The 12,925-nt window shown below is 50.0% G+C and carries 12 protein-coding genes; 5 read left to right on the forward strand and 7 right to left on the reverse strand.

Annotated features, from left to right (window positions below; all coding sequences use genetic code 11):
- Positions 1-104: 104 nt before the first annotated feature.
- Positions 105-704 (forward strand): hypothetical protein, encoded by a 600-nt coding sequence (locus ABLV08_RS08115; RefSeq protein ID WP_348855734.1) that lies wholly within the window; start codon positions 105-107, stop codon positions 702-704.
- An 8-nt stretch (positions 705-712) separates the two neighbouring features.
- Positions 713-1,849, forward strand: coding sequence for a tail fiber domain-containing protein (locus tag ABLV08_RS08120; RefSeq protein WP_348855735.1), 1,137 nt, complete (start codon positions 713-715; stop codon positions 1,847-1,849).
- 133 nt (positions 1,850-1,982) lie between these two features.
- Here the strand turns inward: ABLV08_RS08120 and arsC are convergent, their stop codons facing one another.
- Genes arsC through ABLV08_RS08135 form a run of 3 tightly spaced genes read right to left on the reverse strand, consistent with a single transcriptional unit; the run spans position 1,983 to position 4,075 of the window.
- Positions 1,983-2,408 carry a glutaredoxin-dependent arsenate reductase gene (arsC, locus tag ABLV08_RS08125; RefSeq protein WP_047041439.1) on the reverse strand — a complete coding sequence of 142 codons (426 nt, stop codon included), beginning with the start codon at positions 2,406-2,408 and terminating at the stop codon, positions 1,983-1,985.
- 12 nt (positions 2,409-2,420) lie between these two features.
- The gene (locus tag ABLV08_RS08130; RefSeq protein WP_047041442.1) at positions 2,421-3,710 is read right to left on the reverse strand and encodes an arsenic transporter; all 1,290 of its coding nucleotides are present in this window, start codon (positions 3,708-3,710) and stop codon (positions 2,421-2,423) included.
- A 44-nt stretch (positions 3,711-3,754) separates the two neighbouring features.
- Complete coding sequence (locus tag ABLV08_RS08135; RefSeq protein WP_348855736.1) at positions 3,755-4,075, reverse strand: transcriptional regulator; 321 nt, start codon at positions 4,073-4,075, stop codon at positions 3,755-3,757.
- 85 nt (positions 4,076-4,160) lie between these two features.
- Here ABLV08_RS08135 and arsH point away from each other — a divergent pair, with 85 nt between their 5' ends.
- Positions 4,161-4,859 (forward strand): arsenical resistance protein ArsH, encoded by a 699-nt coding sequence (gene arsH / locus ABLV08_RS08140; RefSeq protein ID WP_047052018.1) that lies wholly within the window; start codon positions 4,161-4,163, stop codon positions 4,857-4,859.
- Positions 4,860-5,204: 345 nt separating this feature from the next.
- Here the strand turns inward: arsH and ABLV08_RS08145 are convergent, their stop codons facing one another.
- Positions 5,205-7,181 (reverse strand): alkyl sulfatase dimerization domain-containing protein, encoded by a 1,977-nt coding sequence (locus tag ABLV08_RS08145; RefSeq protein ID WP_201507245.1) that lies wholly within the window; start codon positions 7,179-7,181, stop codon positions 5,205-5,207.
- A gap of 538 nt (positions 7,182-7,719) precedes the next feature.
- On the opposite strand from ABLV08_RS08145, the gene ABLV08_RS08150 reads away from it, so the two are divergent.
- Both ABLV08_RS08150 and ABLV08_RS08155 read left to right on the forward strand, forming a co-directional pair.
- Positions 7,720-8,628 (forward strand): LysR family transcriptional regulator, encoded by a 909-nt coding sequence (locus tag ABLV08_RS08150; RefSeq protein ID WP_103770800.1) that lies wholly within the window; start codon positions 7,720-7,722, stop codon positions 8,626-8,628.
- Positions 8,629-8,761: 133 nt separating this feature from the next.
- On the forward strand, positions 8,762-9,268 hold the full coding sequence (locus tag ABLV08_RS08155; RefSeq protein WP_043016095.1) for a polyketide cyclase: 507 nt from the start codon (positions 8,762-8,764) through the stop codon (positions 9,266-9,268).
- 613 nt (positions 9,269-9,881) lie between these two features.
- Here the strand turns inward: ABLV08_RS08155 and ABLV08_RS08160 are convergent.
- The 3 genes from ABLV08_RS08160 to ABLV08_RS08170 form a co-directional block, all read right to left on the reverse strand.
- Complete coding sequence (locus ABLV08_RS08160; RefSeq protein ID WP_348855737.1) at positions 9,882-10,814, reverse strand: LysR family transcriptional regulator; 933 nt, start codon at positions 10,812-10,814, stop codon at positions 9,882-9,884.
- A gap of 194 nt (positions 10,815-11,008) precedes the next feature.
- Positions 11,009-12,313, reverse strand: coding sequence for a sorbosone dehydrogenase family protein (locus tag ABLV08_RS08165; RefSeq protein ID WP_032711315.1), 1,305 nt, complete (start codon positions 12,311-12,313; stop codon positions 11,009-11,011).
- Complete coding sequence (locus ABLV08_RS08170; protein ID WP_015704919.1) at positions 12,306-12,743, reverse strand: DUF2231 domain-containing protein; 438 nt, start codon at positions 12,741-12,743, stop codon at positions 12,306-12,308. Before ABLV08_RS08170 ends, ABLV08_RS08165 begins: the two co-directional genes overlap by 8 nt.
- Positions 12,744-12,925 lie beyond the last annotated feature (182 nt).

Below are 12,925 nucleotides of genomic sequence, written 5' to 3' on the forward strand. Positions count from 1 at the left end.
AGTTCACCTTCAGTATCCATTTCTGGAGGGACCGCGTCGTGGAACGGCGTGGATCCCAACATGTCACGAATTGTTTTTTTCTTCGGTCCCTAATTATGTATGGAATGCAAATTGTTGATGAAAACGGCGCCATGTGGATGAGTCCTGATTTTACGCCGATGAATCTTATTGACCGGGTCGTTATTCCTGGTAATAACGGATATGTTTTTCAATCGCGTATACCCGACAACATGCAATGCATGTTTTTCATTCGCTTTGACAATGACGCGGTATGTATCACGCGTGAATTTTCACAAAACGGGTTTAAATGCCTTGAGATAATCCGAACTACAGGAACAGGAAATATCACGGTCTACGCCTTTGGAAATATGGTTATAGATGTTCCCAGGTATGGCGGTTTTATTTTTGATGCGTCAGGCCGGATGGTTTATCACGCAGGTATGAAACCTTTAGAAGTACAAACCGCAACTATTATCGGGAATATGACTCCGCGGAATATGGGGCAACCTATTGCAGTTTCGCCATGCGCCTCTTCGCTTATTTCTCAGCGAACCGGACAGCTGTGGACAATATTCAGAAGTTTCACTGGAGCCTATGGGAATTTCTTGTCGAATAACGCAATTCCCACTGGTCAATCCGCTGGTCCTGCTGGTTTTGTTTACCAGACCACGGCGCTGTTCATTTTTTCCAGTAAATATGACTGAGGGGCACTATGGCTAACATTAGTGACGAATTGGCGGCCAGTATTCAGAAGTGCTTCGACCGCACTTATGTAGACCTTGCGAACCAACAACAATTTTTGTTCGGGGCTGGCAACGTGACGATCACGAAGCCGGACGGTACAACGGGGACGGTAAAATCGTGGGCGCAATTCCTGAGCGAATACGCCACACGACAGCAGAACATTGACACGGCGCTGAAGGACGTAGCGAAGACGACGGTGGCCAATACGTGGACGCAGGCGCAGACGTGGAATGTAAGCAGCACCTTTAAAAACAACCTGACGGTCGACAAGAACCTAACGGTTAACGGAAATTTAAACGGCGTACAGATTGCCGGGTCTCATATCGAGCTAACCGCACCAACGCCTTATATTGATTTTCACTATGGCAATAGTACGGCTGACTACACGCATCGCATCATCCCCGAAGACGGCGCGCTTGCCGTGTCACCTGGCTGGCGTGTATACGGTAATCAGCGGACGTTCGGAGCTAATACCCTTGAAGGCAATCTCTGGTGGGGATTCATTGCTACGCGATTCGATGAACCTGGCGCGCCAGCGAACGGCACGATCCTGACGTCGCCTAATGCTTGTTGGCGGTTCAAGGTGCGAGGCAAAGACAGCAAAGGCGCAGAAGCAGGGATGGCGACGGCGTGGTTTGAAGAACAGGTCGGCACTAACCACCGCCTGACGTTTAGCGTCCAGGGATTCAACGCTAACCAGCAATGGTGGAGCTTTTACAGCGACGGAAGGATCGCAGGTAGTCAGAACGGGAACGTGCAGTTCCAGGGAACGTCAGACGCTCGCATGAAGCACGACATCAAACCGACCGACGGCCAGCTATCTGTCGAACGCATCAGGGAGCTTGAACTGGTGACGTTCGTCTATAACGACGACGAGCAGGGAAGGACGCGCCGGGGGATTATCGCGCAGCAGGCACAGGAGGTTGACCATCAGTACGTGAAGAACGTCGCTATGTCCTACATGAAGGACGGAGAACAGTTGAATTTTGACCGCCTTCAGTTAGATAACAACGTGATTATGATGGACACATTGGCTGCGGTAAAAGTATTGATTAAGCGAGTAGACGAACTGGAGAAGAAATTATCTTCATTAGAAACCCAGTAATCATGTTTACTTGTCCAGATCCCAACTGAAAATTTGTGCATGCAGAATGCAATCAAATCTGACGGTCCGCTTTGAGCGAAAAGCGGACGCCCGCATAGCGTAAACAGGCGTCCGATATTTTGAAGTGGGTAGATTAATTAACCCGCTTCCCCGTTTCGTCAATGACCGTCTCGCCATCCTCTTTGATAAACGCTCCTTTCTGGCCTTCCGGTAGAATATCCAACACTATTTCTGAAGGGCGGCAAAGACGAGTGCCAAGCGGCGTAACGACAATCGGCCGATTAATCAGGATCGGATGCTGAAGCATAAAATCAATCAACTGCTCATCAGAAAATTTGTCTTCATCAAGACCCAACTGCTCATAAGGTTCGACGTTCTTACGCAGCAATGCACGTACTGAAATACCCATATCTGAAATCAGTTTGCTAAGTTCATCACGAGTCGGGGGAGTATCGAGATAATAAATAATGGTTGGTTCGTTACCGCTGTTACGGATCATCTCCAGCGTGTTACGTGAGGTGCCACAGGCTGGATTGTGATAGATGGTAATGTTGCTCATATCTGTATCTCATTACAAAGTGATGGAGAGCCGCAACGCCAGCGCGGCCAGAGTGATAAACAGCACGGGCAGAGTCATGATAATGCCGGTGCGGAAGTAATATCCCCAGGTGATCGTCATATTTTTCTGGGCAAGCACATGCAGCCACAGCAGGGTTGCCAGACTGCCTATCGGGGTGATTTTCGGGCCTAAATCACAGCCAATCACATTGGCATAAATCATTGCCTCTTTGACGACGCTAGTCGCCGTACTACCGTCAATCGACAGCGCGCCAATCAGCACCGTCGGCATATTGTTCATCACTGATGAGAGAAATGCCGTCAGGAAGCCGGTGCCGAACGTCGCTGCCCATAACCCCTTGTCTGCCAGCAGATTCAGCACACCAGACAGGTACTCCGTGAGTCCTGCATTGCGCAGGCCATAGACCACGAGGTACATGCCCAGCGAGAAAATAACGATCTGCCATGGCGCACCGCGCAGGACTTTCCCGGTGTTGATGGCATGGCCTCGTTTCGCCACCACAAACAGCACTGCTGCGCCAGCCGTTGCTATCGCACTGACCGGGATCCCCAGCGGCTCCAGAACAAAGAAACCGACAAGCAGCAATAACAGAACAATCCAGCCCGCCCTGAAGGTTGCCGGATCCTTGATTGCACTGGCAGGCTTCTTCAGCAGCGAAACGTCATACGTTGCCGGAATATCCCTGCGGAAGAAGAAATGCAGCATGATCAGCGTGGCCGCAATCGCTGCCGCATCCACGGGGATCATAACGGAAGCGTACTGCGTAAAACCCAGACCGAAGAAGTCCGCCGAGACGATATTAACCAGGTTAGAAACAATGAGTGGCAGGCTGGCCGTATCTGCAATAAATCCTGCAGCCATGACAAAGGCCAGTGTCGTGCCCTGGCTGAACCCCAGTGCGAGCAGCATCGCAATCACAATCGGCGTCAGGATCAGCGCAGCACCATCATTGGCGAACAAAGCAGCGACAGCGGCACCGAGCAACACTATCCAGGTAAACAGCAGGCGACCACGTCCGTTCCCCCAGCGGGAGACGTGCAGTGCGGTCCACTCAAAGAAGCCAGCCTCATCGAGCAGCAGGCTGATGATAATGACAGCAATAAATGCCGCTGTCGCGTTCCAGACGATATTCCAGACAACGGGAATATCAGTGATATGGATGACACCGGTTACTAGCGCCAGCACAGCCCCGATACTCGCACTCCAGCCAATGCTCAAGCCTCTGGGTTGCCAGATCACCAGTATCAGCGTCAGTAAAAATATACTCCCTGCCAAAAGCATCTCAGACTCCGTTATATATGATTATGTAAATGTGTTTTCTTTTCTCAGCATGAGGTGCAGGCTGATTTATCCAGCCATTCACGCACATCCTCCCGCATACACTGCCAGGACGTCGTGATTGTCTCAGCAGCCCATGCCGGTATGTGGGGGGACAGACGATAGTGGATCCATTTGCCTTCACGACGATCCAGAATCAGCCCAGCCTCGCGAAGGATAGCCATATGTCGCGAGACTTTGGGCTGCGATTCGGAAATGGTTGCACAGATATCACAGACGCATAGTTCTCCTGACTCCCGGAGAATCATGATGATGGCGAGCCGGGTTTCATCCGACAGGATTTTGAAAAGCTGAACAGGTTGTAGCATTTTTCACTCCGTTCCCTTTAGAATATATATATGGTAAATCATATATGTTAAATTTGAAATCTTCTGATCTCTCCGGAGTAGAAAAATGGAACAATTTCCAGCCCTGAATAGTGAATGCTTTGATCAACACATCGCCGAGCGCCTGCACCTGCACGAGCCGCCGCGGATTCTGATCCTATATGGCTCAGTTAGAGAGCGCTCCTACAGCCGCTTTGCCGCGGAAGAAGCTGGTCGCCTGCTGACGGCGATGGGCGCGGAGGTAAAAATCTTTAACCCCTCAGGTTTACCCCTGCCGGATGATGCACCGGACACGCATCCTAAAGTCACCGAGCTGCGCGGTCTGGTCAGATGGTGTGACGGGATGGTGTGGAGTTCTCCGGAACGGCACGGGGCTATGAGCGCAGTTATGAAGGCGCAGATTGACTGGATACCATTAAGTGAAGGCGCAGTTCGTCCTTCGCAGGGAAAAACACTTGCGGTAATGCAGGTCTGCGGTGGTTCCCAGTCCTTCAATGCAGTGAACCAGATGCGTATTCTGGGTCGGTGGATGCGGATGTTTACGATCCCCAACCAGTCCTCCGTAGCCAAGGCATGGCAAGAGTTCGACGAAAACGGCCGAATGAAACCTTCGTCATGGTATGACCGCATCGTCGATGTAGCCGAGGAGCTGTTTAAAATCACACTGCTGCTTAAGGGACAAACCGGTTATCTTGCGGATCGTTACAGCGAGCGAAAAGAGAGCCATCATGAGCTTTCATCCCGTGTCAATCAGGACAAAATATAACGTCTGTTCTTCGTGAATCCATACTGCATGAGCTTAACAACGTCCGCTATTGGCACGGAGCGAACGAATGTAACTGAATGTCTGCTGTGAGCGATAAGCTGAAATTAACGTCATGCAAAGGAAGCAAAACACAATCCAACAGCCACCGCATACCAAGTTCACCATTTAAATCAATACACTGTGAGAATGACCGTGTTGCGAACATTTCCTCAGGGTAAATTTGTTCAGATTACACTCAAATTTAAACCTGAAGAGATGGGAAAATAATGGCGTATGCAAATCTTAGGGCAAAAAAAGTCCAGACTTTATATCTGGACTTAGATATCAATTTAGGCGTCAAATCAGTTATGGCGTAACGATGTCGAACCAGAATTCGAACTTGTCCATATAGCCCAGCATTTCATTGAGCTTATCGGCGTTACCGGTGATTTTCGCGTCACCTTTATCGACGGCCTGCTTCAGCGTCTCCTCTTTGAGGATGATCTTATTCAGGGTGGCGCGGTTGAGGGCAATAGTGGTATCGGCATCTTTCGCTTCCGCGTTGGCGGTATGGTTCAGTACGCCGTTTTCCAGCTCCAGCTTATACTTGCCGCCGTCGCTGCCGAGATCGATATTAAAGACCGATTTCGCGTTACCCGCTTTCTCGCCATTGATATGTACCGCCAGATAGTCGAAGAACATTTCCGGGGTCATCGCGCGCACGGTATCCGGGCTGGCGGTGTTCGGGGTTGGCCCTTTCACCACGCCGTTACGCAGTTCCTGCGCGCCGGTGAGGTAGAAGTTACGCCATGGGCCGGATTCCGCCTGGTAGCCTAACTGTTCAAGGGCATCGGCTTCCAGATTACGCGCATCCTGGTTTTTCGGATCGGCGAAGACGATTTTGCTAACCACCTGGGCTACCCAGCGGTAGTTACCCTGGTCATAATCCTCTTTCGCTTTCTTCATGATGGCATCGGCGCCGCCCATGTAATCGACGAATTTCTTCGCCGCTTCTTCCGGCGGCAGTTCGTCGAGGGTGGCCGGGTTGCCGTCGAACCAGCCGAGATACAGCACGTAGGTGGCTTTCACGTCGTGGCTAACAGAGCCGTAGTAACCGCGGTTAGCCCAGGTGTTGGCAAGGCTATCCGGCAGTTTGAATTTAGCGGCAATTTCATCGCGGGTCAGCCCTTCGTTAGCCATACGCAGGGTCTGATCGTTAATGTAACGGTACAGGTCACGCTGGCTCTTCAGCAGGTTAACGACATTTTCGTTGCCCCAGGTCGGCCAGTGGTGCTGAGCCATAATAATCTCGGCCTTGTCGCCCCAGCGTACAATTGCTTCGTTGATGTATTTAGACCACGGCAGCGGTTCGCGAATTTTCGCGCCGCGCAACGAATAGGTGTTGTGCAGGGTATGCGTGACGTCTTCCGCGGATTCGATCAGTTTTTTCTCTTCGATGAACCACAGCATTTCCGACGGTGCTTCCGAGCCCGGCGCCAGCATAAAGTCATAGGTCAGACCGTCAATGACTTCTTTCTGGCCGTCTTTTTCAATGATATTAGTTGGGGCAATCAGGGTAACGGTACCCGCCGAGGTGGTGGTGCCCAGACCGGCGCCGACCTGTCCGGTGGCCGATGGTTTCAGCAGGTTGCCGTACATGTAGCTGGCGCGGCGGCTCATGACGTTACCGGCCATAATGTTTTCAGCCACCGCCGCTTCCATAAAGCCGGACGGCGCGTAAATTTTCACTTTGCCGGATTTCACATCCGCTTCATCTACTACGCCGCGCACCCCGCCGTAGTGGTCAACGTGGCTGTGGGTATAGATAACGGCGACGACCGGTTTCTTACCGCGGTTTTTGTAATACAGATCCATGCCCACTTTGGCGGTTTCTGCCGACACCAGCGGATCCACGACGGTAATGCCTTCTTTACCTTCGATGATGGTCATGTTGGAAAGATCCAGATTGCGGATCTGGTATACACCGTCGGTGACCTCAAACAGGCCGCTGATGTTAATCAGCTGCGACTGCCGCCACAGGCTCGGGTTGACGGTATCGGGGGCTTTTTCACCTTCTTTGATGAAAGAGTACTGTTGCGGATCCCATACCACGTTACCCTGTTCGCCTTTAATCACTTCGGTCGGTAGTGCGGCAATAAAACCTTTATGGGCGTTGGTGAAATCGGTGTTATCAGAGAAGGGGAGTTGGTTATAGAGGGCGTCGTTGGCTTGTTTGGTGGCAGCGGTCGCTTCTTTTGCAGCGACTTCCGCCCATGCTGACAGGCTAATCGATGACAACAAGCCAGCTATGGCTAAACCTTTCACTATGGGGGTCAATTTCATAAATTCCTCATCTGATGCGATATCAAAATCATTTGATAGGTTAAGGGCATTTACATCTACAAATGAATATAACAAAAAATTTACATCCAGCAAGGAAAAGACTTGAACATACTGATAATTATCGCTTTTTGGAAACTACAGATATACATCTATTAGTTATGTAAATACTGATTTAAATCCATTTCAGACTGTTTGAGGCGGTAAGACACAACATTTCACTGATTAATTATAGTCATAAGCTCGTTTATTTCGAGGTTGGGCATATATTGAACACTCTCATTTTTAGATGAACAAATAATGCTATTCCAAAAATAAGGATGCGGATTTGAGTCCGACAACGTCCGGTTTTGGCACGAAACAGACATCCTCCTGGTGCTGGAGGTCTGCTCTGAGCTGAAGAGCGGACTTATCCGTACAAGGCCTACCATCCAGAAATGGAAGTTCCCCCAAAAGGAAAACACTCGCAAACCTTCTAGACAACCTTTTCCCGAGCATTTAGCCTGAATTAAAATTTTAATATCTGTCAGGCTAGTTCATTATGAAAAATGATATCAGAACCCTCGACCTTAACCTTCTTAAGGCCCTTGATGCATTACTGGATGAGGGAAGCGTGACTCGGGCTGCACAGCGCCTCTCACTGACGCAGCCTGCCGTCAGTGGTATGCTTATTCGCTTGCGTGATTACTTTGACGATCCACTCTTTGTTCGCACCAGCCACGGTATGGTCCCCACAATGCGGGCCAACGAACTTTCTACGCCGGTAAAACAAATCCTCACCGATATCGCTATCCTGCTGAAACCAAAGAAATTTGATCCCGTGACGGTAGAACTGACTTATACCATCGTCGCAACGGACTATGCACTTAAGGCTGTTGTCGTTCCGTTGATGGCTGAGCTAAAACAACGTGCACCGTATATTAAAATCGCCGTGCGGCCCGTGGACAATGAGCGAATGTATCAGCAGTTATCTCGGGGTGAAGTTGATCTGGCTTTGATAACACCGCAAACAACCCCCGAAGACCTGCATGGAAGAGCGCTCTATGAAGAAGATTATGTCTGCGTAGCACGACGTCATCATCCTCTGGCAGCGAGTTCAGAAATGACGCTCGAACAATTTTGCAAACAGGAACATATTCTGGTGTCTTCAGAAGGTAACTTCACCGGTGTTACAGATGAAGCACTGGCTAAGCTCAGTCTGACACGACGAGTAGGCATGTCAGTTAATAGTTTTCAGGTGATACCTGATATATTACAAGTGACTGATATGATTGCAGTTGTACCTCGCCGCATGGTCCTGACTAACAACGATCTCATCATTCTCCCTTTGCCCCTGAAAGTACCCGGCTTTACCAAGAGCATGGCCTGGCATGAGCGAACCCATCGTGACCCAAGTCATCAGTGGATTCGTGCTTTATGCGCAGAAGTAAGCCAACATCCCGCGTCCTGATATAATTTATCTTATTAAGAATATAAGTAATGACAATTCGCCTTATAACTCCATTGCACCAATAATCACTGTCATCACGTTACTGCCGTAATGACACACGCAGTGCACTCAACTATAGCAATTGGAGAAATTTATGAACGCGATTAACTGGCCAGAAGGCTTTGTTCCGGGTTTTACCGATAACTTTGTTTCTAATGAAATGATCATCTCAGGTCTGAACGTCAATGATGTCTGGCCGCTCCTGAGTCAGCCATTGCTATGGCCGGAATACTATAAAAATTCCGCCGATGTGCGCTTTTATGACAACAAAGGTCCAGAATTGGAAAATGGGGTTCGCTTCTACTTCAGCACGTTTGGTTTCCCAGTTGAAGCTCAGGTTGTGGAGTTTGTTCCACCTGCTGAAGGTAAACCTGCTCGTCTGGCATGGCACGGATGGGCCGGTGAAAAAGATACCGCTCAACGACTCGATGTCCATCATGCGTGGCTACTGGAGGATCTTTCCGGTCACAGGGTCCGTATCCTAACGCAGGAAACACAGAACGGAGTCCCGGCAAAAGATCTGGCAAATACCCGCCCGAACCCAATGCTTAATGGTCATCAGGAATGGCTTGACGGCCTGATTCGAGCAGCAAAGAAATAATAAACCGCTTTCCACAGTCATATCACTGAGGCTGCACTTCCCCGCAGCCTCAAGAATATTTGCCCGTTTGCTATTGCACTTGATTACAGGTAAATCATGTAACCCCCGCAAGTGACACCGCGCGGCCATATCTGTAATGTCCCCTCCTGGCACGGAGCGGACTTTCAGATAATGTTTGGCTCTGACTTAAGAGTGTCAGATTAGGTCTAAGATACAACAAAGAATGTCATTAAATGACATGCTATCACCCAGTAACCGTCTGCAGGGGTTACCGGGTGGGTATAGTCTTCGATACCGGGCATTTTGGAGCAAGTCGCGCCGTATCCAGCCCCGAAAATTACAGAGGGTAAACAAAAAGTGTTGGTATACTATCTGCAGAGAAGTGGATAACTTACTGAAAAATATGGGCGTGATAATGTCTAAATATACCAGTAATTTGTGATAATTTATTGATTTTAAATAATATTCCCCCGGTCTTGAAAACCGGCGACCCGAAAGGGTTCTAGAGTTCGAATCTCTACGCTTCCGCCAAATATGAAAAGGGGTTACCGAAAGGTAACCCCTTTTTGCTTTGGGCTCCTCAGGCACATCACTGCTTCACCCATTCTCGTCGTTAATGAATCTCCTCCTCCCAGTAGGGCGGCATCCCAATCTTTTCAACCATAAAGTCGATAAAGGCTCGGACTTTATGCGGCACTCTCCTGTTTTGTGGGTACAGCATCCAGATGGCGGTTTCGCCAGGGAACATACTAAATTCCCACTCCGGGAATACCCGTTGAATGAGCCCTTGTTCTTCAGCCTGCTGCGATAGCCAGTTCGGTAAAATCGCAATCCCGGTGTGATTGACGCAGGCATAAAGCATGGCGGCGCTATCGCTAACGCTCAGTCGGTAGTTAATCGGGATGCGCTGCCATTCATCTTCTGAACCCATCTTACGGGTATACCAACCGGCGCCATGCAGACGAGAAAACATCACGATATTGATCTGCTGCTGGTCGGCGCCCGGCGTGGCAGAAGGGCGGTTTTCCGCAATCCACTGCGGGCTGGCCCAGGCTGAACGCGTCTGAGAAGCCAGTTTACGGGCATGAATCGAGGAGTCAGGCAAAATGCCAATGCGAATACTCAGGTCGATGCGCGCTTCAATCAGATCCTGCACTTCATCGTTAAAACTAATATCCAGCGAAATGTTGGGGTGCAGGCGAAGAAATTCATCAACAAAAGGCATCACGTGCACACGGCCGAAGGTACTGGGTACGCTTAACCGCAGCAGGCCGGAAGGTTGTTTATCCAGTGCGGAAGTTAACTGACGGGTTTCCTCCCATTGTAATAACAGTTGTTGGGCGTGCGAGTAAAAAAATGCCCCAGTTTCGGTTAATGCTAATCCACGGGTTGAGCGGTTAAACAACGTCACCTGTAAATACGCCTCCAGCTCAGAAATATGGCGAGAGACGGTGGATACTTCAATATTTAAGGCTTTGGCGGCGGCGCTGAAACTTTTATAGTCAGCGGCGCTAACGAATGTTCTGATTGCGGATAAATGGTTCATCTGCTCTACGTCTCTTTGATGATGAATGTTTCTCAGCAACCTGTTCTGGTGTAGTCAACTACGATATCGGTCCTGATAACTCAGCTTATCACTTTGTTTTCTCCATTATTCCCGGCAATATCTATGGATAATAATTTCAGGGCATAAAAAAGGCTCCCCTGACCGCGGGAAGCCGGAAAATTGATAGTGATATTTTATTTTGCGCTGACGCGCCAGACGGTATTACCGACATCGTCGGCAATGATTAACGCCCCTTCATTATCCTGCGCGAGTCCGACCGGCGCGCCGTACAGCTCTTTCTCATCGCGAGAGACAAAGCCGGTGATCACGCTCTGTGGTTTACCGACCGGTTTGCCGTCTTTAAAAGCGACGAAGCTGACTTTATAACCATTCAGCGGCGAACGGTCCCAACTGCCATGCTCGCTGATAAACACGCCGCCCTGATAGGTTTGCGGCAACATTTTTCCGGTATAAAACAGCATTCCCAGCGGCGCAACGTGGGAGCTCAGGGCATAATCCGGTTTGATCGCTTTGGCGACCATGTCCGGGCGCGGCGGCTGTACGCGGCGGTCAACGTGCTGTCCGAAATAGCTCCACGGCCAGCCATAAAACCCGCCATCCTGCACCGAAGTTAAATAATCGGGCACCAGGTCGGCGCCGATTTCATCGCGCTCATTGGCAATAGCCCAAAGCTTGCCCGTCTGCGGTTCCCAACCGAGTCCGGTAGGATTCCTGATACCGCTGGCGAAGATACGGCTTGCGCCGGTTGCCGTATCAACCTCCAGAACCGTGGCGCGACGATATTCAATATCCAGTCCATTCTCAGTGATATTACTGTTCGAGCCGACACCCACATACAGCTTCTTACCATCCGGGCTTGCCAGTAACGCTTTGGTCCAGTGGTGATTGACGGTGCTGGGCAGGTCAGCCAGCTCGCTCCCCGCATCGCTGATATGTGTCGCCCCCGGCTGGTAGTGATAACGCATGATGTTGCCGGTATTGGCGACGTAAAGATCATCGCCAATCAGTTGTACGCCGAAAGGCGAGTGCAGGTGTTCAAGGAAAATATGTTTCTCCCAGCCGCTGGCGTTTTTACGCAATAGCGTAATGCGATTCCCGCCTTTTCCACCTTTGCCTGACTGATTTTTCACTATCCCGGCAATCAGCTGTTTCGGCGTAGTCAGCGGTTCCTCGCCAGGACCGTTGCTTTCAACGACCAGAATATCGTCGTTTGGCAGGACATAGACCATTCTGGGATGCAGGAATCCATCGGCTATTTTTTCTATTTTCAGCCCCTGGGCGACCGCCGGTTGTCCATCTCTCTTCCAGCCCACGCCGCGGGGAACCTGCATCGGCGGCATCAGGAAATCCTGGGCCTTCGGCATTACGGGATCGGGCCCTACCTGCTGATCCGGGCTGAGTTTCGCTTTCTCATCGCATCCGGACAGGGCAAGCGCGGTGGCGAGCATAACGGGCAGGGGCAGTAATACTTTATTCATGGCGAATCCCCTTATTATTAGCCAGGCAAGTGGAGCTGATAATATTGGCGACAAGCAGACAGATAACGGTAATCGATGAATAGATTACGTTCTGCGGCGCAATCGCCCAGGCGTCGCGGCTATGAACAAAACAGTTTACCAACGCGGCAATAATAGCGATAAGGTTTAGCCAGAAATCAATTTTTGCCGCCGGGCGTCGAGGAGTAAAAAACCAGACCTGCACCAGATTAATCAACCGCGGAATGATGGCAAAAATAAGGCCAAGGGCAATAAGCCAACTGGCGCATTTTCCCCACATCACGTTAGTGCTGTAGAGATAAATAATATCGAAGATGAGACCGGCGATAAAAAAGCCGTAAGGCACCGGGTTGAGTAGATTATATATGACCATCGCAAGGCTATTACCTCGGTCATGAGAGCGTTCACTCATTGTCAATTCCTTGTCAGGGGGAATAAGGTAGGATGAAAATAATGCTGACGTTCAAGCCGGAATAATGAATACCGCTTAGCAGATAAAATTATACATATTGTTAACAATTTCAGTATGCCAATCGCGGGAAATCTGTTTTGCGCAAATGGTCATACTGGCTACGGTAAGATTGTTGCAGAAGG

The organism is Klebsiella sp. CN_Kp088 (assembly GCF_040064335.1).
In the GTDB taxonomy this organism is placed as follows: Bacteria; Pseudomonadota; Gammaproteobacteria; order Enterobacterales; family Enterobacteriaceae; genus Klebsiella; species Klebsiella aerogenes.